This is a genomic window from Actinomadura kijaniata NBRC 14229 (genome assembly GCF_001552175.1).
In the GTDB taxonomy this organism is placed as follows: domain Bacteria; phylum Actinomycetota; class Actinomycetes; order Streptosporangiales; family Streptosporangiaceae; genus Spirillospora; species Spirillospora kijaniata.
This window is the reverse complement of the sequence record NZ_BCQR01000016.1, coordinates 46,701-71,745: the sequence shown is the minus strand read 5'-3', so window position 1 is coordinate 71,745 and position 25,045 is coordinate 46,701. Positions and strand designations below refer to the sequence as shown.

At 70.0% G+C, this 25,045-nt stretch carries 23 protein-coding genes and 1 pseudogene; 10 read left to right on the top strand and 14 right to left on the bottom strand.

Annotated features, from left to right (window positions below; all coding sequences use genetic code 11):
• Positions 1–60: 60 nt before the first annotated feature.
• The 3 genes from AKI01S_RS06925 to AKI01S_RS06915 form a co-directional block, all read right to left on the bottom strand.
• Positions 61–570 (bottom strand): DinB family protein, encoded by a 510-nt coding sequence (locus AKI01S_RS06925; RefSeq protein ID WP_067813013.1) that lies wholly within the window; start codon positions 568–570, stop codon positions 61–63.
• Between the two features lie 223 nt (positions 571–793).
• Positions 794–1,438, bottom strand: coding sequence for a hypothetical protein (locus tag AKI01S_RS06920; protein WP_067813008.1), 645 nt, complete (start codon positions 1,436–1,438; stop codon positions 794–796).
• A 331-nt stretch (positions 1,439–1,769) separates the two neighbouring features.
• Positions 1,770–2,303: a hypothetical protein gene (locus AKI01S_RS06915; RefSeq protein ID WP_067813006.1), complete on the bottom strand. Its 534-nt coding sequence runs from the start codon at positions 2,301–2,303 to the stop codon at positions 1,770–1,772.
• A 567-nt stretch (positions 2,304–2,870) separates the two neighbouring features.
• Between AKI01S_RS06915 and AKI01S_RS06910 the strand changes: the two genes are divergently transcribed.
• Entirely contained in the window at positions 2,871–3,155 is a 285-nt protein-coding gene (locus AKI01S_RS06910) for a hypothetical protein (RefSeq protein WP_157419706.1), read from the top strand.
• A 497-nt stretch (positions 3,156–3,652) separates the two neighbouring features.
• Here AKI01S_RS06910 and AKI01S_RS06905 read toward each other — a convergent pair whose 3' ends face one another.
• Positions 3,653–3,934: a hypothetical protein gene (locus AKI01S_RS06905; protein WP_067813001.1), complete on the bottom strand. Its 282-nt coding sequence runs from the start codon at positions 3,932–3,934 to the stop codon at positions 3,653–3,655.
• A 555-nt stretch (positions 3,935–4,489) separates the two neighbouring features.
• Between AKI01S_RS06905 and AKI01S_RS51610 the strand changes: the two genes are divergently transcribed.
• Positions 4,490–4,729, top strand: coding sequence for an EF-hand domain-containing protein (locus AKI01S_RS51610; RefSeq protein ID WP_067812999.1), 240 nt, complete (start codon positions 4,490–4,492; stop codon positions 4,727–4,729).
• Positions 4,730–5,440: 711 nt separating this feature from the next.
• Complete coding sequence (locus tag AKI01S_RS06895) at positions 5,441–6,307, top strand: hypothetical protein (RefSeq protein WP_067812994.1); 867 nt, start codon at positions 5,441–5,443, stop codon at positions 6,305–6,307.
• A gap of 256 nt (positions 6,308–6,563) precedes the next feature.
• Here the strand turns inward: AKI01S_RS06895 and AKI01S_RS06890 are convergent, their stop codons facing one another.
• Positions 6,564–7,334, bottom strand: a complete 771-nt coding sequence (locus AKI01S_RS06890) for an SAM-dependent methyltransferase (protein WP_067812992.1) — start codon at positions 7,332–7,334, stop codon at positions 6,564–6,566.
• Positions 7,335–7,773: 439 nt separating this feature from the next.
• Between AKI01S_RS06890 and AKI01S_RS50275 the strand changes: the two genes are divergently transcribed.
• Complete coding sequence (locus AKI01S_RS50275) at positions 7,774–8,415, top strand: hypothetical protein (protein WP_157419705.1); 642 nt, start codon at positions 7,774–7,776, stop codon at positions 8,413–8,415.
• Here AKI01S_RS50275 and AKI01S_RS06880 read toward each other — a convergent pair.
• Complete coding sequence (locus tag AKI01S_RS06880; protein WP_157419704.1) at positions 8,319–9,731, bottom strand: hypothetical protein; 1,413 nt, start codon at positions 9,729–9,731, stop codon at positions 8,319–8,321. The genes AKI01S_RS50275 and AKI01S_RS06880 overlap by 97 nt on opposite strands.
• A gap of 554 nt (positions 9,732–10,285) precedes the next feature.
• Entirely contained in the window at positions 10,286–11,803 is a 1,518-nt protein-coding gene (locus AKI01S_RS06875) for an alpha/beta hydrolase (protein WP_067812988.1), read from the bottom strand.
• Positions 11,804–11,938: 135 nt separating this feature from the next.
• Between AKI01S_RS06875 and AKI01S_RS06870 the strand changes: the two genes are divergently transcribed.
• The gene (locus tag AKI01S_RS06870) at positions 11,939–13,069 is read left to right on the top strand and encodes a sensor histidine kinase (protein ID WP_218009580.1); all 1,131 of its coding nucleotides are present in this window, start codon (positions 11,939–11,941) and stop codon (positions 13,067–13,069) included.
• A gap of 16 nt (positions 13,070–13,085) precedes the next feature.
• Positions 13,086–13,772 carry a response regulator transcription factor gene (locus tag AKI01S_RS06865; RefSeq protein WP_067812987.1) on the top strand — a complete coding sequence of 229 codons (687 nt, stop codon included), beginning with the start codon at positions 13,086–13,088 and terminating at the stop codon, positions 13,770–13,772.
• A gap of 42 nt (positions 13,773–13,814) precedes the next feature.
• Here the strand turns inward: AKI01S_RS06865 and AKI01S_RS06860 are convergent, their stop codons facing one another.
• The 3 genes from AKI01S_RS06860 to AKI01S_RS06850 all read right to left on the bottom strand — a co-directional run bounded on the left by AKI01S_RS06860 (position 13,815) and on the right by AKI01S_RS06850 (position 18,623).
• Positions 13,815–14,060 (bottom strand): hypothetical protein, encoded by a 246-nt coding sequence (locus AKI01S_RS06860; RefSeq protein WP_067812986.1) that lies wholly within the window; start codon positions 14,058–14,060, stop codon positions 13,815–13,817.
• A gap of 91 nt (positions 14,061–14,151) precedes the next feature.
• Positions 14,152–17,709 carry a WD40 repeat domain-containing serine/threonine-protein kinase gene (locus AKI01S_RS06855; protein WP_067812980.1) on the bottom strand — a complete coding sequence of 1,186 codons (3,558 nt, stop codon included), beginning with the start codon at positions 17,707–17,709 and terminating at the stop codon, positions 14,152–14,154.
• Between the two features lie 446 nt (positions 17,710–18,155).
• Complete coding sequence (locus AKI01S_RS06850) at positions 18,156–18,623, bottom strand: MarR family transcriptional regulator (RefSeq protein WP_067812978.1); 468 nt, start codon at positions 18,621–18,623, stop codon at positions 18,156–18,158.
• 60 nt (positions 18,624–18,683) lie between these two features.
• On the opposite strand from AKI01S_RS06850, the gene AKI01S_RS06845 reads away from it, so the two are divergent.
• Together AKI01S_RS06845 and AKI01S_RS06840 are read left to right on the top strand one after the other, a co-directional pair.
• A complete protein-coding gene (locus AKI01S_RS06845) occupies positions 18,684–19,247 on the top strand; it encodes a GNAT family N-acetyltransferase (protein WP_067812977.1) in 564 nt (187 codons plus the stop codon).
• Between the two features lie 265 nt (positions 19,248–19,512).
• Complete coding sequence (locus AKI01S_RS06840; RefSeq protein WP_067812974.1) at positions 19,513–20,577, top strand: hypothetical protein; 1,065 nt, start codon at positions 19,513–19,515, stop codon at positions 20,575–20,577.
• 27 nt (positions 20,578–20,604) lie between these two features.
• Here the strand turns inward: AKI01S_RS06840 and AKI01S_RS06835 are convergent.
• A pseudogene (locus tag AKI01S_RS06835) lies at positions 20,605–20,811 on the bottom strand (IS982 family transposase); the annotation flags it as partial.
• 225 nt (positions 20,812–21,036) lie between these two features.
• Here AKI01S_RS06835 and AKI01S_RS06830 point away from each other — a divergent pair.
• Positions 21,037–21,375, top strand: coding sequence for a hypothetical protein (locus AKI01S_RS06830; RefSeq protein ID WP_067812971.1), 339 nt, complete (start codon positions 21,037–21,039; stop codon positions 21,373–21,375).
• Positions 21,376–21,615: 240 nt separating this feature from the next.
• On the opposite strand, the gene AKI01S_RS06825 is transcribed toward AKI01S_RS06830, so the two are convergent.
• Both AKI01S_RS06825 and AKI01S_RS06820 read right to left on the bottom strand, forming a co-directional pair.
• Positions 21,616–22,584 carry an aldo/keto reductase gene (locus tag AKI01S_RS06825; protein ID WP_067812970.1) on the bottom strand — a complete coding sequence of 323 codons (969 nt, stop codon included), beginning with the start codon at positions 22,582–22,584 and terminating at the stop codon, positions 21,616–21,618.
• Positions 22,551–23,408, bottom strand: a complete 858-nt coding sequence (locus AKI01S_RS06820; protein ID WP_067812968.1) for an EamA family transporter — start codon at positions 23,406–23,408, stop codon at positions 22,551–22,553. Before AKI01S_RS06820 ends, AKI01S_RS06825 begins: the two co-directional genes overlap by 34 nt.
• Positions 23,409–23,442: 34 nt before the next feature.
• Between AKI01S_RS06820 and AKI01S_RS06815 the strand changes: the two genes are divergently transcribed.
• Complete coding sequence (locus tag AKI01S_RS06815; protein WP_067812966.1) at positions 23,443–23,943, top strand: Lrp/AsnC family transcriptional regulator; 501 nt, start codon at positions 23,443–23,445, stop codon at positions 23,941–23,943.
• A gap of 561 nt (positions 23,944–24,504) precedes the next feature.
• On the opposite strand, the gene AKI01S_RS06810 is transcribed toward AKI01S_RS06815, so the two are convergent.
• A complete protein-coding gene (locus tag AKI01S_RS06810; RefSeq protein WP_067812964.1) occupies positions 24,505–25,044 on the bottom strand; it encodes a DUF1707 SHOCT-like domain-containing protein in 540 nt (179 codons plus the stop codon).
• Position 25,045: the final 1 nt, after the last annotated feature.

Genomic DNA, 25,045 nt, shown 5'->3' with positions numbered 1-25,045 from the left:
GTGGTCACCCGGAGACAGTGGCGCACGGCTGGTGGATCAACAAGCGGGTGCCGGGCGGCTCTACTCGCCGGTAGCTCCGTCGATCCGTTCGCGGAGCAGATCGGCGTGGCCGTTGTGGCGCGCGTACTCCTCGATCATGTGGGTGAGAACGTAGCGCAGCGAGAACCGCATATCGCGATAGCGCCCGACGGACTCCAACGATTCGGCGGCGTCCACGATCTCGCGGGACCTTTCACACGCCGCGTTCCACACCTCGAACGCTTGCGCCGGATCGGCCCCCTCCACATCGAACTCGGCGCCTTCGCCCTCGGCCCACCGCCCCCAGTAGCCGCCGGCGTCCTCGCCGTTCATCACGAGCTGGAACCAGCCGCGCTCGACCTCGGCCATATGCCGCACCAGTCCGAGCAGCGACAGGGCGGACGGCGCAACCGCCCGCTGCCTGAGCTGTTCGGCCGTCAGCCCCGAGCACTTCATCGCCAGTGTCTGCCGCTGGTACTCCAGGAAGCGGGTCAGCGAGGTGCGCTCATCAGCTCCTTCGTATGGAGGCGTGACTCTCTCAGGACCGTCCATCGCATTATCGTGCCAGGTTCCGAAGCCGCACTGCACCCGTTCCAGACGGACCTTACGACCATGGGACAAGAGGCTCACTCAGCCTGGTATGGCGGTAAGGGCCCTCACCTCATCGGTCGGTTGAGCTGCGCAGGCACCGAAGGCGATTTTGGTCGAGTCACAGCACGTGACGCCGTCGGAATGCGGGCGGGTCCGCGTTCCGACGGCGTCGGGGGGTGAGCGGTCAACGGGCGCGTGCTGCACGGGCACTTATGAGCGTCGTGATGCCCATCGCGAGCAGCCAGTAGCTGAGCACGGCGCCCATGAGAGCGGTGGTGCCCCATCCGTTGGCGGCGTAGAAGTTCGCGGGCGTGTTGCCGAAGAACAACGATGGGACGAACGCGATGTTGACCGCCGCCAGAACGTAGGCGGAACGTGAGGTCCAGCGCGGCAGCGCACCGGTGCGCGCGATCGCGTAGCCCAGCGCCGTCAGGAAGAGGGCCAGCAGCATTCGGCTGATCGACCCGTACAGGATGTAGGTGCCGTGAACGGTGATCGTCGGGTCGATCGGCTGTTCCGCCGCGATGACGTCGCCCGCTTCCAGGCCATGGGACACCAGCGTGATCGTGGTGTACGCCAGGCCGGCGGCGAACGCCAGCGTTCCGGCCCATTCGTACTCCGGATTCACCGTTTTGATGATCTCGCGGAATCCGGTCACGAAGACGAGCAGGAATCCCATCGAGAAGATGCCGATGAGGAGGCGGCTGAGGATGTTGGAGTCCGGTGGCGCACCCGAGTAGACGAAGTAGAGAGGCACCTCCAGGATCAGCGCGACGGCCGCCGCCACTCCGGCGGTTCCGGTGAAACGGCGGGCGAGGGGCTCGTTCACGGCGTTCTCCGTTCCTTGGTTGGCACCATCCTGTGCCGTGGAACGCCCCTGTTCAGGGGAGGTGAGGAGCTTCTCGCGGTGGGCCTAACACCACTGTGCGCCCGATTTCACCGAGGAACGAATAAGCGTGTCCTTTTCGCAAGGAACGGCACTTTCTTCCTTCTTGGCTGGTTCATGGAGATCAGAGGAAGACAACCGGCGCGCAGGTCAGAGGGCGAACAGTGACTTCGCCTGCGGCGGGTTCAACACATGTTCGGCGTGCTCAACGCCTCATCTGGTCCGCCCAGCAGGTTGGCGAAAACGAGCTGTGCTCTATCGCCGAACAGGCTGATCAGCGTAGAACGGCCACCACGACCGCGCCCACCACGCTCAGCACCAGAACGCCCTGCACCATGATCGCGGGCAGCGGAACGGTGCGGTGGACCGGCACCGGCCTACGGCTGCCGCCGGGCATGCGGCTGAGGTCGTTCAGAACGGCGTCGAAGCGCGGAGTGTGCACGAGCAGGCCGGTACGGGGCGCGGCCAGGCTGACGCGGGGGCCGCCGCGTTCCTCCAACTGCACGTAGCGGCCGAACAGGGTGCGAATGACCAGGAGGCGGTCGGCCTGCTCCCAGGTGGCTTCGGCGCGCTGTCCGGCGAGCTGGTTGACCAGCCCGTCGGGCCAGACCTCCAGCCGTCCCTGGTACAGGATCAGCAGGTTGCGCAGCGTGTAGATGGTCATCCCGAAGCCGAGCAGGGAGGCGGTGGCCGACGGCTGGGTCCAGCCGACCAGCAGCAGCGCTGGCCCCGTGACGAGCACCGGAACGACGATCAGGGGACTCCGCCCGTTCGGGCGCAGCCGCAACGCGCCGCTGGTTCCGCTCATCCCGTCTCCGCTCCGAACAGCATCACCGGATGAGCACATCGTCGCGAATGGCAAACCTTGCCACAAGGCGATCGGGGGCCCAGAAGACCGGATCCGAGCCCCACTACCAACAACGGTGAACGCGGCTCTCGCGCGGTGACCTCACGCGCTCGCCTCCATGAGCATTAAGAACAGCCGCACGTCCGGTGAAGTCACCCACAGACGACTCGAACGGCGTCATGGGCGCAGCGCTGACTACGTTCATCGACCCTACTGAAACGTCGATCGTTCCCCGGACCACTGGACTGAGAAGAAACGTGGGGATCGCGTGAGTGGCGATCCGGCTCGGGTGTGGCTCGTTTTCAGTGGGGCGTCCGCCCACACCCCGGGCACGGCACCGCCACAGACATCGCCGACCCGCGGATCGGGCAGAACCGTCCCATCCAGGCCCGTCACTGTTATCCCCGGCATCGCCGCCCGGCGCAGCGGAAGAGAAACCTTCCAACCGGAAGTCGTGAGGAACACCTATAGGCGACAGTGCCCCGATTCTCTAGCTTGAGGACAGTCCTCAACGGCCAAGAGAGCATCATGCACCTCGCCAGACGGCTCATCCTCACCCTTGCCGCAGCGGCGCTCGCGGGACCGCTGGCATCTGTCCCGGCGGCGCACGCGGCAGGCTCGTACACCTGTTTCTACGGCAATCGCACAGCCGCTCAAGACGGCTACCAGATCTCCGCCCAAAGCTGCGACGGCACAGGCTATGTCGATGTCGCAGTCACCGTACTGGGCGGCTCAGCCGCCGGCAGCCACCGCTGCCGCACGGCCTTCTCCTGGAACGGCTTCCTGACGGCGACCGGCTGCACGCAGCAATGACCACAAGCCAACGGCGCGGCTCACCCTCGACCAGCCCTCTGCCCAGCTCGGCAAGGTCCCTAGAGAGGAGCCGCACCCAACCTCGTCAGCGATGACGGGGCCGTCATACCGTTGCACCGGTTCTTCCTTGCTGGTCGAGGTCGATTGGTCGCACTTTCGAACCTGGCAGCAAGGAAGAACCGCCGCCAACCATCCCTACGGTGAGGAGGCGGTGCCAGTTCCCCGAACCCTGTTGGGTGAGCTGGTGTCGCACGCTCTTGACCAGCGTGAACATCCCCGGCTCGTCCTCAACCAGCCAACCGCGCTCGGTCAGCCGCTTGAGCTTGCCGCACAGCCCCTGGACCTTGGCCGCGGCCTCGCCCCGCCCCGCCCCGACGCCGGCGAGATCTTGCCCGCCCGCATCGCGCCGTCGGCATCGGCCAGCACTTCCCACACATCCCGACACGCCCGCGGCAACACCGACACCCCTCTCCCCGGCTCCCACCGCGGCACCAACATCACACCCGCCGTATCGCCTCGGCTTCCGGCCCGGCCCATGGAGCGTCCGCCGGAGGCTTTACGCTCCCCGGTTCCAGCTCGGCCACCTGGGACGCCTCACCCACAACCGTGTTCACCGTCTTGTGTGTGAGCTCCAGCGCCGACAACCAGCCTTCCTTAGCCTCCAACCACTCCTGCACCTGGGCAAACTGCCGGCGAAACTCCTCGATCTGCTGCCGGGCCTCCACTTGCCCTCGCGTCAACTCCTCCTGCCACAACACCACCCCCACCACCGCCTGCACCCATGGTGGAAGCCAATCCCGCGTTCAAACAGCCCAGGCACCAATCCCCAGCTCAGCAGCCCCTTAGAGGAGAGCCACACCCATCGGCGATAGCGACTGCGTTCCCAGTCCGCCTCGCACCCGCATCCCGGGCACGCCGCCGGGCCACCCCACGTCTGCGCGGCAACGACCACCACACCATCGGCCACGGCAACCGACTCGACCACCACCGCCTTCAACCGAGGTAGCAACAGGAACAGGTCCTCCTCACACACGACCCAGCATCCCGCCACACGACCACACCGTCACATCCCCGCAACAGACGATCAACGGCTACGAAAACCTTGTAAGAACCACGAGCCGCGCCCAACCGCGACAGCGACCCCAGTGTCGACTGGAGAGGCGCCTTGACCGATGAGTCGGACGGGTGAGTCCTCACGCTTGAGGGACGTCCTGCATGGCCGACAGCCGTTACGCGCTCGTCTCGACCTCCTGGAGGGGGTGTCCGCCTTCGCAGCAGTCGCCTTCCGGGAGCAGTACGATCAAGGTCCACGGTCGCCGGTGTGGAAGGGAAACATGTCCGAGCAGTATGAGCGGGTGTTCGCTCAGTACGACACCGATGGGGATGGGCAGCTCACCGTGGACGAGGTGACCGCGGCGATCGCGGGGATGTTCCCGGCCTCCGAGGTGAACGACCTGTCCGGGGTCGTCAAGGCGCTGTTCGTCGAGTACGACACTGATCAGGACGGGTTGCTGTCGGTGGCCGAGTTCGTGCCGCTGGCGAAGAACCTTCCCGAGCTCGGTACCGGAGACTGAACGCCGGGCCACCCGAACGGGCCTCATCACGGCCCCGCACACAGCTGCTGTCGCAAAAAACAGCCGAGCCTCTAGGAACATGCTGTGCCCATCCCAGGTGGGTGCGGCACGTTCGCGGGGAGCTGTTCATCGGCTCAGCGAAAACACTGCGGAAGAGTCGTACCCAACAGCTCGCGCCCGCTCAGTCGTCGAACTCGAAAGCCGCTGGCTGTCGCTGGCCCGGGCTTTGCTGTGCGCGCGGAACATGCAGGCTTCTGGATCGTATGCGTGGGTCGCCGGCGGTTCTTCCCGTTCGGTGTTCAGCTGCTCGGCAAGCTGATTCAGGCCGCTTCGCCCTCGGGGTCTGGGAGCATCCGGAACTCGTGCGGCGTTCGTGGCGCGACTTTGGTCTGTTCCGCCGAGGTTTCCGATCGCTGATGAGGCAAGCTCCCGTTGCGCTGCCGGGCGTAAGCGGGGCTCGTCGTGGTTGGGTTGTTGGTCACGCCCAGCTGGCGATGGCCCCAGGTCGTCGATGTCCCCGCCCTCACCGGCGTACATGAGCTCGCCCTCGGACAGCTGGTCCTCACGGCCCCGCTCGTTGTCGAGGTTCAGGGCGTTGGGGTCCCGCTCAGGCGTCATGAACCGGCGTTGACGAGGACCCACCCGCTGCCGCGACGCTCTGACACCACGCTGACCTGCGGTTTCTCCGGGTGTCTGCCCTAGCCTGGAGGCATGGGGGGACATCGGAGGCTGCCGCGTGCCGATCGCGGGGGCGAACTGCTGGAGTGGTTCGTCCTCGCCGGGATCAGCGCCGTCCTGCTGACCCGCGGCTATCTGGAGGTGACGGGCTACCCGCAGATCGGTGGTGGCGGGCTGCACATCTCGCACGTGCTGTGGGGCGGTCTGCTGATGCTGGTCGCGCTGGTGCTGACGCTGCTGTACGACGGCCGCCGCGCCCGCCGCTGGGTGGCGCTGCTCGGTGGCGTCGGCTACGGGCTGTTCGTGGACGAGGTCGGCAAGTTCATCACCAACGACAACGACTACTTCTACCAACCGGCCGGAGCGGTCATCTATCTGTCGTTCGTGGTGCTGGCGGTCGTGCGGCTGCTGGTGGCCCGGCGTTCCGGCGACGGCTCGCCCTCCTCCCCCGCTCACCACGAGGTCACCGCGCCGGTGCGGTGGGCCCGCCGTGCCTCTGATGCCGCCGCCCGGCTGCTCCAGCGCCGCTGGGTGGTGGCGCTGGCGGCGTTGGTGTTCGTCGCGCAGGCCGTGCCCGGCATCACTCTGGTGGTGGCCTACCTGGGGCGAGTCACTGATCCGCCCGCGCTGATCGCCTCGTTGGACACCGTCTCGGAGGTCACCTCGATCGGCACGGCGGTGTCGGCGCTGGTGTCGGCGGGCTTCGCGGCTGCGGCCGCGTTCGCGCCGCGCGGTCAGCCGCGGGTGCTGCTGGATCGGCTGCGCTGGGCGGTGCTGACGGATCTGCTGATCACCCGGATGTTCGGCTTCACGTACGGGCAGTTCGCCTCGACGGCGTGGCTGGCGTTCGACCTGGTCCTGTACGGCATGGTCGCGCGCGAGCTGCGACGTAGCCGGTAGTGGTCCAGGTGCGGGGCGATGTCACGGTCATCCACCCGCGGGAACCGAGCCCACGCCGGCAGCTGAACGACAGCAGCCCATCCATCCCTGCGCCCTGAACAATCCTCGACCAGCCCGGCAACGCCTGGCCGACGGTAGCGACAGCGACTGCCGACGACATGCCACCTTGCAAGGGTCTCCGCCCGGCTCAGCGAGTTCCTGCGAACGAGCCGTACCCGGGGGGAGGTCCTTCCCCGCTGCCAGACTCCGGCAGCATTCAGGCGCTGACGACCGGTACGAGAGTCAGATACGCGATGCCGAGGACGTTGCGGTAGCCGTCGGCCCAGGACGACCGCTGGCGGTCGACTCGTTCGCGGGTCTCGGCGGCGAGGGGGTGGTCGGGGTGAGTGGCGAGCCAGAGCTCTGTGTCATGGCGGTAGCCGGACTCGAACTCCTCCCACTCCTCACGGCTCGCCGACTCGATCCAGGCCGGCCGGAAGCCCGACTCGATAGCGAGGTCGACAAGCGGTCCGAGCCCCAGGTGGTCGCCTGCGTGCGCCCCGGGCCACATCGCCGCGAGTTCCTCGTCCGTCGGGGAACGTTCCCAGAAACCCTCGCCGAGGAGCACACGCCCGCCTGGACGGACCAGGCGGCGCAGCTCGCGCAGAACGACTCCGGGATCGTACGGCTGCTCCGGGTCGCACAGCGCTTGGCCGGACCCCAGGCAGAGCACCACGTCCACGGGGCCACGTAGCGTGCCGAGGGCCGACTCCTCGACGAACTCGACCCGTTCGGCGAGTCCGCGTTCCTTAGCGAGGTCCCTGCCCCTGGCGAGGTCTTCGGCGTTGATGTCGAGGCCCACGCCTGTCGACCCGGGAACGGCCTCCAGAACACGGAGCAGTAGTTCGCCCCAGCCGCAGCCGATGTCGAGGACGGTGGCGGGTGAGACGTCGGCGAGCCGCGCGACGATGCGCCGGGTGCGGTCTTCGGAGAACGGTCCGTGGAAGGTCAGACTGCCGAGACGCGGGGGAAGATCGGAAACTGTCATGGGGCGGACGCTAGTTGATCCTGAGTGATGCGCCGAACGATTTAGCTGCGGCTCGTCCGTTCCAGGCAGAGCCTCGAACGCCCTGGCTGGTTCTCCCACTCGACGTGTGATGCCGAGCGGCCCGGCCCGCATCTGGCAGGAGCGGCGCTCGCCATCAGGCGACCTCTCCGGCCTACGGGGTGGCGACTACTCAGGCTTCATTGCGTGCAGCTCGTCCTCAGCGAGCCATCTGCCCAGTTCAGCCGGTCACTACATTCGAGCCACACCCGGTCCCTGTCGTAGGCATGATCAACCCCTCCCCTCCTCCGGCCATGGTTCGGTCGCAACGCCTGCCTTGGCTGTGGCCGAGGAAGGGCTGCCCAGATGGTGAGCGATATGGGCTCTGTGCCGGGTCTGATGGGTATCGGGTCCTCGACTGCGTGTACGGGGAGGTGTGGGGGTGTCGACGTTCATCGATCTGGTCGTCATCGACCTGTACCCGGGGCCGGGCCGGGAACTGGTCCTAGCTGACTGTGAAAGCCGCAGGAACCAGCCTCGATCTGTGAGTCGCATGGAGATGGGGGCCGGGATCGGGTTGATCGAGCAGGTCTTCGCTGAGGCGGGCGCGCACGTCGCCCGGATCCTGGTGGAAAGCAACAGCGACGAGTACGGCGCTGAGCATGTGGTGCTGACCAACCGCGACGGCCTGCTGACACGGACCCAGCACATCAACGTCGACGCGCAGCGCACCGATGAAGGCGTCCCGTACGCCTTCATCGAACTCATCACCACCCCGCCTGCGGATCTGCCCGACGACCTGCTCGATGGCTACCCTGCCGAGATCCTCGCCGATCCGATCACCGTGGTCGACCTTCCTGAGTTCCACCACGTCCTGCGGTCTGGTGATGGGGCGTACGGGGCTTTCCCGTGGATGAGGGCCTGTTCAACGAGTCCGACGATTGGAACGCCGTGCTGGACGGACCGCAGGCCAGGCTGTGCTGCTGCTCAGCCTGTCAGGAACGCCCGCATTTCTTCCTGGAGTTTGCCGTCGGGCTCGACCGCCGCGATGGCGCTGACCCAGGCTCGCAGGTTGCTCGGATGATGCTCTGGCGGCCAGGTCGTCAGTATTCGGAAAGCACGGCGTCTCGTCGGCGCCACTCGAGCGGACAGGCAGAGTCGAAGCAGCTCAACGCCGGCCCCGGGATGCTCGTCCAGGTTATTGATGACGGCCGGCAGCACATGGTCGGATAGGTATTCGGGTCCGAAGCCCAGACTGGTAGTGGGGCCGTTGGTGAGCACGTCGATCGGGAGGACCCGCAGGGCCAGCTCGATCACAGAACCGATGGTCTCGCTGCCGGAGTGGCCGACCACCCAACTCCAAGCGTAGGCGTTGGACGGATCTCGTTCCAGACGGTGTAGCGCCAGGGGGAGCACCGGCATGTCGAGACGGCCGGCACAGGACAGCGCGATGGAGAAGTCATACGGGCCGGGGGCGTCCGGATCGCTCAGGTGTGCCAGCACCAGTTCCCGCCAGACGGGCCTGGCCAGCAGTTCTTCGTAGCGGCGTGTCAGATGTTCGAGCTCGCCCTGGGGCCAGGCGATGCCCGCGTCGGGCTGCAACGCGCACCGGCTGATGGTCAGCAGGTGATCCAGCATGTCCAACGTCGGTTCGGCCGCGCCGACGAGTTCCGCGTAGCGGTGCATGGCGGGCACGGCATCGTCGTAGTCGGTCATGTCCTTGGCCGGGCCGCCGATGAGGGCCAGCGTGGCCAGGATGTCCCCGGCGCCTTTCAGCAGGGCCTGGTCCACGTCGGGTTCAAGGAGGGCGGGGTAGAGGTCCCCGGTTGTTGCGGCCAGGTGTGCCAGGTACTCGCCCATGATGCCGTTGCGGAACCCCTCACGCAGCAGCCATGCCTTGATCTCGGGGTCATCGCTGCCCTCAAGGCGTTCCACCGCGTGGATCCGCCCCCAGTCCCTGACCCGCTGCGCCAGCTCATAGGCGGCGCGGTACCGGTCGGGTTGGGTTTTCACCAGGGCTACCACGGCATACAGGGTGAGCTCTTCGAGCGTGCCGAGCAGGAGCAGCAGTTCGCGGTCGCGTTCGTCGCCGCATTCCCCCAGCACCACGATGCCCAGCTTGACGGTGTTGCGCGCCCAGCCGTGCTCGGTCAGATACCGCGCCACCTCGTGCAGCGGTTTGCGGGGCAGGTTCCGTGACCTCAACTCGGTGACCAGGTCGTCGGCGAGGTCGACCGCGGGTTGCCTGGCGAGGACTTCATGCAGATGGGCCAACGACGCGGGGCAGGGCGGCGTGGACACAGCCGCTTGGAGGAGGTCGGCCACTTCCGCGACGGCCGTCGGCTTTGGCACGGTGCCGAAGTGGTGGATCCGGACGCCGTCGAGCACCACGCTGGTCATGACGGGCTCGTCCTCGCCGCTGCGAGGGGACGGTTCGTCGGGGAGCGGGAAGCCGCCGCCGGGCCAAGGGCCAGGGCCGTGCAGTGCGTTCAGAGCAAGAGCGTGGGCCAGGAAGGTGGTCCGGTCGCCGACGGGACCACAGTCCAGCTCCCACTGGCCGGGCTTCACCGGCTAGGGGGCAGGACGCCCTTTCCATGGAACATCATGCAACGATCATGGCATTGACCCGGCAGAGCCGCAAAGGGACCCGTCCTGCAGGACCTCATCCGACCAGTCCAAGGGATGTGAATGCAGCAGCTGCACTGGGTGGATCCCTGCGGACACACTGCGCCTATCAGGTATGGGCGCAGTGCGTTTGCAGGGGCCTGTGCGTCCAGTTCGGCGGATCCCTACGGGTGAGTGACGTCGGAAGGGCAACACGATTCTCCGCTTGCGTCCTCCCTCAACCCGGAGCAGTTCAGCCACCCGCCGTGTGTTCTCGCTGTGCACTGCATGCGCGCGGCACGGACCCGGTGTGAGGCCGCGATGGGGGCAGCGCGGCCTCGGACGGCGGGTCAGGGACGGCAGGTCGGGTTGGTGGTGGGGAGGGTTCCGGTGGCCAGGTAGGCGTTGACCTTGGCGTCCACGCAGGTGTTGCCGTAGGTGCCGTAGATCCCGTGCGCGGTGGTGCCGCGCAGGGTGAGCAGGCGCGAGCCGGTCAGCGCCCGGTGCATGGCCTTGCTGCCCTCGTAGGTGGTGGAGGTGTCGCCGGTGGCGGACACGATCAGCGCGGGGGTGGGGTTGCCGATGCGCGTGGGGTGCTCGCGCGGTGGGTTCGGCCAGGAGGCGCAGGGCCAGATGTTGTTCTTGAGGGGGCCGAAGAGGGAGTGGCGCGCGCGGCTGCGCTGGATGTCGTTCCAGTAGGTGTCAGGGTCGCGGGGCGCGGCGCGCTCGCCGCAGACGATCGCGGCGGCCGGGCTGGCCAGTGGGGAGCCGTCGCTGGTCAGGACGAACGTGAGGAGCCCGTTGAGCTTGGGGTCGGGGTCGGCCGGGCGGCGGTGCGCGGCCTCGTTCAGGGTCCGGACGGTGGTGGCGAACTCCGCGCGGCCCGCGGGGCGGTCGTCGCCGGAGCCGACGGAGACGATGTACGGGACCGCCTGCTCGTCCACCTCGTGGGGTCCGACGCGCAGCGGGCGCTTCTCCGCGGCGGCGACGATCGCGTTCACGGTGGCGAGCACGCGGGCGGGGGTGGCGCCGAGGCCGTAGGCGCCGTGACGTTTGGCGGCCCAGGCCGCCCAGCCGCGCAGCGCGCGTTCCGCCTCCTCCTCGGTGCCTTGCGTCGCCCTGGGGCCCCACGCGTGCGGGTCGCCCGCGCTGTCCAGGACGACACGGTCGGCGCGGCCGGGGAACATCTGGGTGTAGACCGCGCCCAGGTAGCTGCCGTAGGAGTAGCCGAGGAAGGAGATCCGGCGCTCCCCGAGGACGCGGCGCACGAGGTCGATGTCGCGGGCCGTGTCGCGCGTGTTCGCGTACGGGAGCACGTCGGCGTGGCGCCGGGCGCAGCGCTCGGCCAGGTCGCGCTGCACCGCCACCTGGTGGTCGAACCGGGCGCGGGTCGTGCCGGCCGAGCGGAGCCACAGGCCGATGGGCCAGCCGCAGTCGAGCGGCGTGCTGCGTCCGACGAAGCGCGGGTCCAGGCCGATGAGGTCGTAACGGCGGGCGACGTCCTTCATCGCCGCGCGCGTCTGGAGAGGCATTCCCAGCGTGCTCTCGCCGGGGCCGCCGCTGTTGAGGACCATGGTGCCGATGCGGTGGGCGCGGTCGGTGGCGGGCAGGCGGGACACCGCGAGCGTGATGGTGCGGCCGCCGGGCCTGGAGTGGTCGAGCGGGACGGTGAGCCGCGCGCACCGTGCGCCCGCCTCGTCGAGCTCCCTGCCGACGGCGTCGTCGGAGATCTGGACGCAGGGTTTCCAGTCGAGCGGTGGGCGCGGGCTCTCGTCGGCCCTGGTCAAAGGCGCGACGGCGGCGGACAGGGAGATCAGGGCGAGGGCCGGGACCAGGCGTCGGGTGGTCCACGCGAATGTCGGCTTCATGACCGAGGACGCTAGGGAGGCCGGACGTCCGGCACGATACAGCCGGCCGCACGCGCGTTGGTACAGCCCGCTGTAGTGCCCGGCGGGGACCGGCGGCGAATAATGATCTCCATGCCGATGTCGCGGGGAGTGCGCATGCGTGAACGGGCCTTCTCCGCCTCGGCCTATCTGCTGGGCACGCTGGCCACGGCCGTGGCCACGGCGCTCGCGTCGCCGGTGCTGCTCGTGCCGGCGGCGGCGCGGGGCTGGGCGGGCCGCCACCGTCAGCGGGCCGGAAGGCTGCTCGGTGTTCCGGTCGGCGGGCGGCCGGGCGGATGGCGCAGTCTCGCCTGGGCGCTCGCGCACGTCGCGGTCGGGTTCCCGCTCGGGCTGGCCGCCCTGATGTGCCTGGGCAACATCCTGGTCGCCGCGGTGGCGTTGTCCCTCTGGTGGGCGTTTCCCGCCGACGCGCGTCCCACCCTGTTCTCCTTTTTCGATGTCCATGTGGACGACTGGGCGACCGCGCTGGTCGGGGGCTCTGTGCAGATCGCCGTCCTCGGCGCGGTGGCCTGGTGGGTGCTCCCGATGCTGGCGCGGCTCCACGCGCGGCTGTGCCTGGCGGTGCTCGCGCCGTCGGCCCGCGAGCGGCTCACCGAGCGGGTCGACGTGCTGACCAGGAGCCGGGTGGGGGTCGTCGACGCCCATGGCGCGGAGCTCCAGCGCATCGAACGCGACCTGCACGACGGGACGCAGGCGCGCCTGGTGGCCATCGCCATGCAGGTGGGTCTCGCCCGGGAGTCGCTCGCCGACGACCCGGACACGGTGGCGACGCTGCTCCGGCAGGCGCACGAGACGGCGGAGGAGGCGATGGTCGAGCTCCGCACGGTACTCCAGACGATCTATCCGCCGATCCTCGCCGACCGCGGGCTCGACGGGGCGCTGGCGGCGCTGGCCGCCCGGTCGGGGGTGCCGGTCCGCATCGAGCTCGCCGAGCTGGGCGCGCTCCCGGCGGCCGTGGAGGCGGTGGCCTACTACGTGATCGCCGAGGCGCTGACGAACGTGACCAAGCACGCCGCCGCCGCCCGGGCGGCCCTCCGGGTCGAACGCGCCGACGACGTGCTGTCCATCGAGGTCACCGACGACGGAAGAGGCGGCGTCGACGAGACGCGCGGCACCGGGATCGCCGGGATACGCCGGCGGGTCGCCGCCCTGGACGGGGCGGTCCGCCTCGACAGCCCGGCGGGCGGGCCCACCACGCTCACGGTCCGGGTGCCGTGCGCCAAGTGATCGTTCAGGAGGTTCCGTGCGGGTCGTGATCGCCGAGGACAACGTCCTGCTGTCCAGCGGCCTGGAGCTGCTGCTGGCGGCGAAGGGCTGCGAGGTCGTGGCCGTCGTCGGCGACGGCGAGGCGTTCCTCGACGCCGTCGCCGAACACCGCCCCGACATCGCCATCGTCGACGTGCGGCTGCCGCCGTCGTTCCGCGACGAGGGGATCCACGCCGCGCTGCGGGCCCGCCGCGAGCACGGCGCGCTGCCGATCCTGGTGCTGTCGCAGTACGTCGAGCGCGAGTACGCCGGTGAGCTCCTCTCCGACGGCCGCGGCGGCATCGGTTACCTCCTCAAGGACCGCATCGGCCGGGTGGCCGAATTCGTCGACGCCCTGCGGCGCGTCGCGGCCGGCGGCACCGCCATGGACCCCGAGGTGGTCGCCCAGCTCCTCGCGCGCCGCACCGGCGATCCGCTGGACGCCCTCACGCCCCGCGAACGGGAGTCCCTCGCCCTCATGGCGCAGGGGCACGACAACGCCACCATCGCCGAGCGGATGCGCATCTCCGACAACGCCGTCCACAAGCACGTCGGCAACATCTTCGCCAAGCTCGGCCTGGCACCGGACGACTCCGGCCACCGTCGCGTGCGGGCGGTGCTCGCCTACCTGGACGGCGCGCCCCGGGCGGCCGAGCGGGGCCCCGGGCGCGGGGACCCGCGCTGATCCGCGTCCAGACCTCCTCCGCCGTCCGCGGAGGGGCCGGGGTCAGCCGCCGCAGCCGCAGCCGCCCCCGTCGCCGCAGCTCGCATCGCGGCTCCCGTCTTCGCAGCCGCCGCCCGGACCGAAGGGGTCGGGACGGCTCGCGGACGAACCGCCCCCGACGGCGGGGTTGCCGCCGCTGGAGAACAGCGACGCGACCCCCGCGAAGACGACCCCGATGACGAGCAGGGCGCCGATGACGGCGGCGATGGACCCGAAGATGACGAGCAGGAACAGCAGGGGGCCTGGCATGTGAGCTCCTCTCGGTCTGTCACCGCGAACTGGATCGGGCTCGGCTCCGCCGCTCCCGGGACCGTCCCGGACCACCGCCGTGAGCGCGGCGCTAGCAGGTCTCGCGGTAGTCGACGTCCTGGACGTGGACCGCCCACTCCCGTTCGGTCAGCGGCCCGGAGATCTTGCACAGCTTCTGCTTGAGCAGGTCGGGAGCGACGAGGTGGCTGAGGAGCCTTCCGTCGTCCCTGCCCACGCTGTGAACGCGGGAGCCGTCGGCGCTGAACGCCAGCGAGCCGATCAGCATGCTGCTTCCGGAGTCGTAGGTGTGGCCGGTGAGCGGGAGCCCGACGCGGCGTTGCCTCTCGACGTCCCAGATGTCGATCCTTCCTTGGGCGTCGGTGGTGGCGGCCAGCCGGCCGTCCGGCGAGAACGCGGTGATCGGGGTGCCGCCGGCCGGAAGCCAGATGGGGTTGCCCTTCTGTCGGAGGGTGCGGGCGTCCCAGAAGACCAGGGCGCGCTGGTCGATGGTGGCGAGAACGCCGTCCGCGCTGAGGGCCTGCACGGACCGCAGCACCGTGGATCCCAGGGCGCCGGGCGGGACCAGCGTCCTCCCGGACGGGAACTCCACCACGCCGAGTTCGGTGGCGGAGATGACCCGGCGGCCGTCCTGGCTCCAGACGGTGCGGATCTCGGAGCCGCCGTAACCGGCGGCCTCCGGCGTGCTCCGGGCCTGGCCGAGGGATCGTCCGGAGGCGGTGTCCCAGAACGTCAGCACGGTCGGGATGTTGTTCTTCTGGCCGGGAGCGAGAACGGCCACCGCCTTGCCGTCCGGGGAGAACGACGGTGTCGGCGCGATGCTCGATGGCCGCAGCCCCGGGTTCAGGGTGAGGCGTCTGGTGCGCGCCTTCACGTCCCAGATCTCGACCGAGCCGTTCTGGCGGGCCACACCGAGCAACCGCCCGTTGGGCGACAGGAACATCGTGGGGTTCTCCGGGGCCCCGAGTTTGTAGGGAAGCGTGATCGTCTCGCGGCGGGCCCCGGTCGCGGTGTCCCAGATCTGGACGGTGCCGGAGCCGGTGTCGCCGGTGGCCAGAGTGGTCCCGTCGAGGCTGATCGCCGACTGGTTGAAGAGGTCGGCGACCTTCCGCGGGCGGACGAACGCGGCCACGTCGATCGTCTGGAACCGTCTCCAGCCGTCGAAACAGGACAGGCTCGTCCCGCTGGCGGTGAAGCGGGTGCCGCTGCATGGGATGTCGGTCCGGTGGCGCAGGTAGGGCCGCGAGAGGCCGCTGGGCTCGGTGCTCCACAACGTCATGTTGGAGGCGAGGTACTCGCCGTCGCGGCTGAACGTCATGGACTGGTCGGAGCTCGACCGGTCCGCTCGGGGGATCTCCAGCGTCGTTCGGATCTCATGGGTGTGGGCGTTGAAGACGGCGATCTGATCGCCGTAGCGGGTCGCGACGAACCGTCCGTCGGGGCTGAACGTCGTGTTGGTGAACACCTTCGGCTTCCGCGGGATCCCCCGGGGCATGCGCGGTGTCCTCAGTTCCCTGCCGGTGGTCAGGTCCCACCAGGCCAGCCGCTGCTTGTCCTTGCCGTCGGCGACGGGTACGAGCATGAAGCGGTCGTCGGGGGACAACGCCAGGCCGTCCGGCTCGTGGTCGACCTTGATGCTGCTCAGTTCCCTGCCGGTGGCGGTCTCCAGCACCCTGATCGTCCCCTTGCCGCCGGTCACCAGTTTCGCGCCGGTCGGGCTGAGCCAGAAGTGGTCCGCCCGCTCGGGGGACAGCTTGTGGGGCAGGGGGCCGGGGGCGCCGGAGGCGACGTCCCACAGCACCAGGGTCCCGTCCTGCTGGCGGGTGAGGATCCGCCTGCCGTCCAAGGTCAGGTCCATCCCCGTCAGCTTGGGGCCGGTGACGGTGATCGTGCGTCCCCTCCGCCGGGCCTCGGGGTCGATCAGGGTGAGGGTGTTGCCCTTCAGGAAGATCTGCGGACCGGCGCCGCCGGGCGGGACGGTGAACCACGAACCGTCGATGCCGGGGGCCGGCCAGATGTCCTGCTCCCACTGCGACGACACGGTGAGCAGCGCATGGTGGGTGTCGTGGGTGTCCCCGGCCAGCGCCGCGGCGGCCACCGCCAGGCGGCGGGCCAGGCCCGGGTCGGTGCGCCGCACCTGCAGGGCCTGGGCCGCCAGCTGCCTGCTGATGGCGGCGTCGCGTTGCCGGGCGACGGTCCGGCTCTGCAGGAGGATCAGGGTTCCGGCGCCCATCGACGCCACCAGCAGCAGCGCCATCCCGCCGAGGACGGCCCTGCGGCGGGTGGAGCGGCGGCGGGCGGCGGCGTCGAGGAAGGCGCGCTCGGCCGTGTTGACGGTGAGGTGGCGGCGGCCTTCGGCGACCCAGGCCGTGGCGCGGTCGAGCCGGGTGCCCTGGAACAGGTCGCCGCTCTTGCGTCCGTGGGCGTCCCACAGCCGGGCCCCGTCCGCGAGCTCCCGGTGGGTGGCCAGGCCGGCGCGTTCGGCTTCGGCCCAGTCACGCAGCCGGGGCCAGGCCCGCAGCAGCGCGGCCGTGGCGATCGTGAAGTGCCGGCCGTCCCAGGTCAGCACGCCCGCGCGGGTGAACGAGGACAGCACGGTCTCGATCGCGTTCTCCGGTGTCCGGCCGTCGGTGAACTCGGCGCGCGCCGCGGGCCGCAGAAGGTCGGCCCCGTCCGACACCATGCGCAGCAGCACCGGCGGGACGGCCGCCTGCGCGGCCGCGTCCAGCCGCCGGAACGCGGCCTCGGCGCGTTCACCGAGCGTCGGCGCGACCGCGCCCCGCGGGCGGACCGCCGCGGCCGCCCGCACGCCTTCCTGGAGCAGGTCGGTGTCCGGGGTGGCCATCAGCAGGTCCATCAGCAACCGCTGCGCGGTCGGCCGCTGGGCGGGGTCCTTGGCCAGCGCCGCGGTGACGACGGGTTCCAGCACGTCGGGCAGCACGGAGGTGTCGGGTTCGGAGTTCCGCACCGCGTGCATCAGCTGGGGCAGGGTCTCGCCCTCGAACGGGTACCGTCCGGTCGCGGCGAAGAACACGGTCGCGCCCCACGCCCAGACGTCGACGGCGAAGGTGGGCTTGTGGCCGCCGAAGACCTCCGGCGCCATGTACCGGAGCGTTCCCTTCACCCCGGTCGTGCTGCGCGAGGTGTCGTCGGTGCGGGCGACCCCGAAGTCGATCACGCGCGGTCCGTCCGGCCCCAGCAGCACGTTGGCCGGCTTGAGGTCGCGGTGGACCACCCCGGCCCGGTGGATCGCGGTCAGCGCCGTGGCGATCCCGATCGCCAGCCGGTACAGCTCACCTGCCTGGCAGGGGCCGTTCGCCTCCACCGCCTGCTTGAGGGTCGGTCCCGGGATGTACTCGCTGACGATGAACGGCGGCGTCGACTCCAGATCGACCGCCAGCACCCGGGCCGTGCAGAACTGCGCCACCCGCTGCAACGCCTGCACTTCCCGGGCGAACAACTCGCGGTGCACGGCGGAGTGGTCGGCGTGCAGGGCCTTGACCGCGACCCGTTCCCCGTTCGGCCCGTATCCCTCGTACACCACCCCCTGTCCGCCCGCGCCCAGCCGTCCGGCCAGCCAGTAGTCGCCCAGCCGCGACGGCTCGCCGGGCACCAGGGGTTCGATCGCCACCGAGACGCTCCCTACTCCAAAAAGACATGATCGTCTCTATTGGATGTGCCGGACGCGCCATCGGTTGGTGGCCGATCCCCGATCCCGGCGACGGGCCGGCGCCGACCTCGGACTCGTCCAGCACGGTGTGGGAGACGACACAGCCCGCCTGCGCGCCGGGCGGAGCGTCCTTCACGACGGCCACGGCACGCGGATTCCAGGGGGTGACCGGCGGCAACGCCGCTGACCGCACCATCTTCACCGTGGTGCGGGACCTGGGGGCGAGGCGTCCTCACGGGGTGAAGGCCCACCGGCTTTCGACGCGGAGCGCTCCACGCCGCAACGCGGTGGAACGCCGCTCCAGCCAGCTCACGCGCTGGCGCGGTGTCGCCACCCGCCACGGCAAGCTCGCCCTATCGCTGTGTCCGTGAGTTTCGACGACAGACCCTGGACGTGGTGCTTCGAGTTCATCGCCGTGGCATCTGCGAACGCAGGCGGTCGGCGTGCCGGGTCTGGTTGTCCAGCGCGCGATGCAGGAACGTCTCGATGACGTCCAGCTCGGCGAGGGTGAACCTGTGCAACTCGGCCAGGGCGTCGGTCACGATCGGCCCCCAGATCTCCCGGCTGACCGCGTGGGCCTGATCGGTCAGGTGGACCAGGACGCGCCGCCGGTCCGCCGCATCACGGACGCGCCGGGCCAGACCGGCCCGTTCCAGCCGGTCGATGGCCGTGGTGGTCGCGCCTCCGGTCAGTCCGGCGGCGGCCGCCAGCTCGCTCGCGGTCAACGGGCCGCGGGCGGTCAGCCGGCTCAGGCACCGCAGATCGGTGCGGTTGACGCCCAGGCGCCGGGCCGCCAGTTCGTCGATCAGGTCGGTAGCGTCCTGAAGCTCCTGAACCGCCCTGGTGATGGCGCCGACCCGGGTTTCCTTTGACAATCTAATCCTTAGAAAGTTGAATCAATCGGGTTGGTCCACTCTATCCCCCGGGAGGCCGCCATGCCGAAGCACCCGCTGCGCCTGCGGCAGGCGACAACGGGCGATGTCCCGGCCCTGCTGGCGCTGATGGACTCCGTTCTGAAGTGGCTGGTGGCCCAAGGCCGACCCCGGCAGTGGGGAACGGTGCCGTTCTCGCAACAGCCGGGGTTCGCCGACCGGGTCGCCGGCTGGACCTCCCAGGGCGTCATCACCGTCGCCGAACGACACGGCAGATGCGTCGGGCTCCTGGCCGCGGCATTCGTGCTCCCGCCGCGCGTCCCCGTCGGCGTGGTCCCCGACGGCTCGATGTTCATCCACACCGTCATGACCGACCGCGGCCCCGACGGCCGCGGCGTGGGTTCGGCCCTGCTGGCCCACGCCGAGCGCCTCGCCCGCACGCACAACGCTCCCGCCCTGGCCCTGGACCACTGGGCGGACAGCCCCGAACTCGGACGCATCTACCACGAGCACGGCTACGTCCCGGTCGCCGAATACACCGACCAGCACGACGGGAACACCGTCCGCAACCTGGTGCGCGTTCGGCGCCTCTCCGGTGAGCACGCGGGATCCGAGGACGGGCGCTGAGCGGGGCCGTTCCCGGCCGCCACGGTCGCGCCGCCATGACGGCACGCCGTGATGTGCCGTCGATCCGCACGAGAGCCGGTCGGAGATGAGCCGGGCCCGCGATCACCGGGTTGCGGACCCGGGGCCGGCGCGAGCCGGATCGTGGCGTCAAGGCGCCGTTCGCCCACCCCGATATGCCGCCGAGCAACCGATCGTTCTGTCGGTCCCATGCATGATCATCATGGAACGCTCTCCGTGCAGGCCCTCGTCAGAGAAGAGTTCCGCGATGCAAGACCCGCACACCGTGTACGACTCCCCCGCGTTCGAGCCCGACGGCTTCCCGATCCCGCTCCCGGCCGATCCGGTGCCCCCGGTGCCGGAAGAGGTAGAAAGCGCGCTGGAGCCGTTCCGGGCCGGTGACGCCGCCGCGTCGCTCGCGGCGCTGCGCCCGCTCGCCGCGTCGGGCCGCACCGCCCTGGCGGGCCACGCCGCCGCGGCCCTGGCGGGCGTCGCGATCAGCCTCGACGAGCCGTTCCGGGCTCCCCTGCGGCAGGTGATGGAGGGAGAGGACCCGTGGCTGGGCCCGCTGGCCGCCGTGCTGGAGCCGCGGGGGCTGTCCGACGTTCTGGACCGCCGTCCACCCGCCGCGGATCCGCTGCTGACCGGGATCACCGCCCGGCTGACCGGGGCCCGGGAGACCGCCCGGGAACGCCTCGCCCAGGCCATGACGGACGCCGACCGGACGGTGCAGCGCGATCTCGCCGCCGCGCTCCTGGGCGACCTGCTCCTGGCCGACGGCGAGCCCGACGCGGCGGAGAAGCCGCTGCGCAGGGCGTTGCGGGCGAGGAACCCGCTGTACGTCGCGTACGCCGGTCACCTGCTCGGCCACCTTCTCATCGTGCGCGGCGAACTGGACGAGGCCGCCGACACGCTGCTCAAGGCGTGCATCACCGCCCACCCGCGTGAAACCGGGACCGGCGCGCTGATGCCATGGGCGCATCTTCGGCTCGGTGAACTCCTCGCGGGCACGTTCAGGCTCCGCGTGGTCGAGGAGTGGATGGAGAACAACGGCATGGACGAGCTGTACTGGACCCGCGACGTCTTCGAGACCGGGGCGCACTTCCACGACGTCAGCCGTCCCTCGCTCAACGAGATCGGCCTGCACGTGTTCCCGGGGGACGTCGCGAAAGTGCGGGCCGCGCTGGACCGGCTGAAGCAGTGGAGCGACGAGCGCCACGCCCGGGGCCGCCGACTGTGCCTCATGCTCGGCACGCGCACCGACACACGCCCCTGGGACGAGGATTACGGGCCACTCCGAGAGCTGCTGGCCGAACTGAACGCCTCCGCCTAGATCGTTGATGGGGAAGGTTGGTGCCGGTCAGTGGTCGTGGGCGATCAGTGAGCGTTTGATGGGCTGGCTGATGCGGGCCCACAGCCCGTCGGTGGTGCGGGCGTGGTGGCGTTCCAGACCCGGCTGGTCCTTCGGCGTCCAGATGACCGCCTCGATGCGTTGCCGCAGCCAGGACGGGAACGCCTGGCCAGGGGCGGGCTTGGGTTCGTCGTGGCGGCGCGGGCGGATCAGCATCAGCTTGGGCGAGGCGGACGGGCTCGGAGTCCGTCAACCGCGGTCGGCGGCCCATCCTCCGATCTCGCCGTCGATCTTCATGTACAGGGCGGTGAGCAGGGCGTTCAGGTCATTCGTCACAGGCCGATCTTGGACGTCCCGCCTGCGTTCCCGGACGCACCGTCGGCATCCGTAGTGACCCGTATAGGTTGGGCGCGCACATGCGGAGCACAGGGGGTACGGGTCATGAGCTGGTACGTGCTGGTGGAGGCCAACGAGTCGCACGGCGGCGACAACACATGGAACCTGGTGGCCAAGGTCCCCGTCGAAGGCGGAAAGGAAGCGGCCATCGCCCGGGCCGAGGAGATAAGCCGCACCTCGTTGAGTGGCAGCTTGCCCAAGGACGAGGGGCGCCTCGTGTTCCGTACGTCTCCGACGAGCTGGCTCGTGGAGAAGTCCCGCCTGGTGCGTGAACGCTCCGCCGACCCGATCAAGCACACCCAGCACCTGCGCGTCTGCGTCGCCGAGCTGGTGTTCGCGCGGGAGCCTGCCGATCCCCCCAAGAAGGGTCGGCTGCGCAGGTGACCGGCCGTCGTCGAGGGTGTCGCCATCCGCGTCGCGCGGCGCGTGTGTCGGCCGCGCCGATCTGACACGACCGGTTCACCGGCCAGCCCGTCAAACGCCCACTGAACGATCCAGGTCAGCGGACGTCAAGGGCCCAGTGCCGTGGCCGTTCGCCGGGCCAGCGATCCGTGCGCGGCTCCGCGCTGGTCCCGGCCGGGGTCGGGCGGGTGTCGCGGGAGACACCCGCCCCCGTCATCCCCGTCAGGTGTGTCCAAGGACCGGGTGCGGCCGGTACGGCGCATCCAGCCGCCGGACCTCCTCCTCGGTCAGCCTCAGTTCCGTCGCCGCGACGGCGTCGTCCACGTGCCGGTGCGAGGTCGCGCCGATGATCGGTGCGGTCACGCCCGGGCGGCCCAGCAGCCAGGCCAGCGCGATCCGGGCGGGCGGAACGTCACGTTCGGCCGCGACCGCCCGCACGGCGTCGACCACATCGAAGTCGGCGTCCTGATACAGGTCGTCGGCGATGGAGTCGCTGTCCGCGCGCACCGTGCGGCGGCCGCCGCCGCGCTCGCGGTTGCCCGCGAGCAGCCCCCGCGCCAGCGGGCTCCATGGGATGACGCCGACCCCTTGGTCCAGGCAGAGCGGGATCATCTCCCGTTCCTCCTCCCGGTAGACCAGGTTGTAGTGGTTCTGCATGGACACGAACCTGGTCGGCGCGCAGTGCTGCGCCTTGGCGAACTGCCAGGCGTACATGCTCGACGCTCCGATATAGCGGGCCTTGCCCGCTTTAACCACCTCGTCCAGCGCCTGCATGGTCTCCTCGATCGGCGTCTCGTAGTCCCAGCGGTGGATCTGGTAGAGATCCACGTAGTCGGTGCCCAGGCGGCGCAGGGAGGCGTCGATGGCCGACAGCACGTGCTTGCGGGACAGACCTCCGTCGTTGGGGCCCGGTCCCATCGGGAAATAGACCTTGGTGGCCAGCACGTAGTCCTCGCGGTGCGGGAACAACCCGGCCAGCAGCCGCCCAGTGATCTCTTCGGTGCGTCCGAGCGAGTACATGTCGGCGGTGTCGAAGAAGGTCACGCCGGCCTCGACGGCCCGGCGGACGATCGGTCCGGCCTGCTCCTCGTCCAGGTACCAGCTCTGGCTGCCGCGATCCCCGTAGCTCATCATGCCCAGGCAGACCCGCGAGACCTTCAGTCCCGACGATCCGAGCCGCACGTGTTCCATGTTCCCTCCTTCTGACCGGACCCGCGGTGCAGCGCGACCCCAGCGATCACCAATCCCACCCCGGCGGCCTCGACGGGCTCCGGGAACTGCCCCAGCACCAGCGCGCCCACCACCGTGGCGATCGCCGGCAACAGGGAGGTCATCAGCGCATAGGTGGCCCTGGCCAGGCGCTCCATGGCGAGCTGGTCGAGGACGTAGGGGACCACCGACGAGCAGATCCCCACGCCCACCCCGGCGGCCAACACCACCGGGTCCGACACGGCCGGCGCCACCTGCGCCGCTCCGAACGGCACCACCAGCACCGCGGCCGCCACCATCGCCGCCGCCAGCCCGTCCACCCCGCCGCCCGGCCGGCGGGCCACCCGGTGTGCGAGCACGATGTAGGCGGCGAACAGCCCCGCGTTGGCGAACGCGAACACCAGGCCCACCGGTTCTCCTGCGAACTCGGCGTCGGTCAGCAGAGCCACTCCACCGACCGCGACGGCCAGAGCGAGCAGGTTACGGACCGTGCGCGCCCCGAGCGCCGCCAGGGCGACGACCGGAAGGAACTCGATCGCCGCGACGGTGCCCAGCGGCAGCCGGTCGATAGCCAGGTAGAACGTCACGTTCATGGCCGCCAGGACCGCGCCCCAGGCCAGCACCGTCCGGTCGATCCTCCACAGAACGGGACGGCGCCACAGCGCGAAGACCAGGGCCGCGCTCCAGATCCGCAGCCCCGCCGCTCCCAGAGGTTCCAGGCGGCTGAACAGCAGCACCGCCAACGCCGGTCCCACGTAGTGGAAAACGGCGCTTCCGGCGAACAGCCCCCAGGGCGGAAATCCCATGGCCCTATCGTTGGGCAGTCCCTAACTTGGCAGAATGGCGAACAGAAGGAGTAGGTCCGGCCGCGCCTACGAATCCAAGGAACTCGACGGCACCGACCTTCGCATCCTCACCGAGCTCCAGCGGAACGCCCGGACGAGCCTCGCCGAGCTGGGCCGCCGCGTCGGCCTGTCGGCCCCCGCCGTGGCCGAACGGGTCCAGCGACTGGAGGACACCGGCGTGATCGTCGGCTACCACGCCGCGGTCGACCCGCGGGCGCTGGGCTTTCCCATCAGCGTGCTCGTCCGGGTCCGGCCCGCCCTGCGCGAGCTGCATCTGATCCCCAAGATCGCCGATGAGATCCCGCAGATCGTCGAATGCCACCGCATCACCGGTGACGACTGCTTCTTCTTCGTCGCCCACCTGCGCTCGGTCGACGAACTCGAACCCATCCTCGACCGCTTCACCCCGCACGGCCGCACCACCACCTCCATCCTCCAGTCCGCTCCCGTGCCACGCCGCCCCCTCCCTCTGGGGGAACCGGAAGTCGACATGTGACCAGAAGCCGGTCCGCAGGGCTATGAACCGCGCGAACGTGGCGAGGTTGGGAGCGGCGGCTTCGACGCGATGAACGTTCCGCCCCTGCGGCGTCCGGACGATCGGAAGAGTCCTGTGAGGGACAGAACGGCCGTCGGCAGGGTCACACCGCGGTCGAGGGACGCCACCTCGGCGCGCTGCGAAGCGTCCCATCAACGATCCAGGGCGCTTCCGATGGATCCGAGTGGGTGGTGGTCGAGCCGTTGTCGCCGGTCAACGGCAAGCCGGGCGGCCGGTGGTCCGCGCCACGGCGCTGCGAGTGGCGCGTGCGCAAGTGGAAGCGGTGCCGGGCGGTTGCGGTGCGGCCAGCAAGATGGCACTGAGCGCGAGGGAGCGCCCTGGTCTCCGAAGAAGGCCAGGTGACCATGGGGCTTGCGCCTGATCATCTCGCAGAGTCGCAGGATCCAGGGAGGTGGCGCGAGGCCGGGAAGCCTGGTGAGCACGGCCTGCCCACCGGGGCCTTTCTGCGCTGATGGGGCAGACATCACCTGCGGCCTGTCCCGTAACGGTCGGTCCTCGCTCTCAGCGGCGTGGCCGCCGTTCGACGACCTTCGCGTGCAGGAGCGTGCCGGCGAGCTCGACGTGGAGACGGGCGTCGGCGGCGAAGTCCCTGGAGCGGATCTTGAGCTTGGAGAAGGTGAGGTTGAGCCCGCTGGTGTCGATCACCATGCCCGGCGAGCTGACGATGAACAGCTTGCCGTGCACCATGTCCGCGTCGATGCGCAGGACGTTCGAGGTGATCACCGCCTGGGTGAAGTCGAGGGTGACCCGGCACAGCTGCGTGCGGAGCTCGATGCGCGAAGGCACCGGCCAGCGCCCGTCCTGTACGTACTTGCCGCCTCCCTGCCTGATCACGAGCACCTCTTTGGTCCCGGGCGCGGTCGGCAGGTCGGTGGTGAGCGCGGCCAGCTCGCCGAGCGTCCGGGCGTTCAGGGCGCTCTCCACCCGGGTCTCGAGCTCCTCGGCGCTGAGTCGGCCATCTCCCCCGGCGACCCGCAGAGCCTCCACGACGCGGTCGCGATCCTCGTGCGAAGCTCGCATGTCGGGCAGATCGTTCGGCATG

Coding starts and splice junctions, on each gene's coding strand:
- AKI01S_RS06925 (WP_067813013.1), bottom strand. CDS start 570: ATGGACGGTCCTGAGAGAGTCACGCCTCCATACGAAGGAGCTGATGAG.
- AKI01S_RS06915 (WP_067813006.1), bottom strand. CDS start 2,303: ATGAGCGGAACCAGCGGCGCGTTGCGGCTGCGCCCGAACGGGCGGAGT.
- AKI01S_RS06910 (WP_157419706.1), top strand. CDS start 2,871: ATGCACCTCGCCAGACGGCTCATCCTCACCCTTGCCGCAGCGGCGCTC.
- AKI01S_RS51610 (WP_067812999.1), top strand. CDS start 4,490: ATGTCCGAGCAGTATGAGCGGGTGTTCGCTCAGTACGACACCGATGGG.
- AKI01S_RS06895 (WP_067812994.1), top strand. CDS start 5,441: ATGGGGGGACATCGGAGGCTGCCGCGTGCCGATCGCGGGGGCGAACTG.
- AKI01S_RS06890 (WP_067812992.1), bottom strand. CDS start 7,334: ATGACAGTTTCCGATCTTCCCCCGCGTCTCGGCAGTCTGACCTTCCAC.
- AKI01S_RS06880 (WP_157419704.1), bottom strand. CDS start 9,731: ATGACCAGCGTGGTGCTCGACGGCGTCCGGATCCACCACTTCGGCACC.
- AKI01S_RS06875 (WP_067812988.1), bottom strand. CDS start 11,803: ATGAAGCCGACATTCGCGTGGACCACCCGACGCCTGGTCCCGGCCCTC.
- AKI01S_RS06870 (WP_218009580.1), top strand. CDS start 11,939: ATGCGTGAACGGGCCTTCTCCGCCTCGGCCTATCTGCTGGGCACGCTG.
- AKI01S_RS06860 (WP_067812986.1), bottom strand. CDS start 14,060: ATGCCAGGCCCCCTGCTGTTCCTGCTCGTCATCTTCGGGTCCATCGCC.
- AKI01S_RS06845 (WP_067812977.1), top strand. CDS start 18,684: ATGCCGAAGCACCCGCTGCGCCTGCGGCAGGCGACAACGGGCGATGTC.
- AKI01S_RS06840 (WP_067812974.1), top strand. CDS start 19,513: ATGCAAGACCCGCACACCGTGTACGACTCCCCCGCGTTCGAGCCCGAC.
- AKI01S_RS06830 (WP_067812971.1), top strand. CDS start 21,037: ATGAGCTGGTACGTGCTGGTGGAGGCCAACGAGTCGCACGGCGGCGAC.
- AKI01S_RS06825 (WP_067812970.1), bottom strand. CDS start 22,584: ATGGAACACGTGCGGCTCGGATCGTCGGGACTGAAGGTCTCGCGGGTC.
- AKI01S_RS06820 (WP_067812968.1), bottom strand. CDS start 23,408: ATGGGATTTCCGCCCTGGGGGCTGTTCGCCGGAAGCGCCGTTTTCCAC.
- AKI01S_RS06815 (WP_067812966.1), top strand. CDS start 23,443: ATGGCGAACAGAAGGAGTAGGTCCGGCCGCGCCTACGAATCCAAGGAA.
- AKI01S_RS06810 (WP_067812964.1), bottom strand. CDS start 25,044: ATGCCGAACGATCTGCCCGACATGCGAGCTTCGCACGAGGATCGCGAC.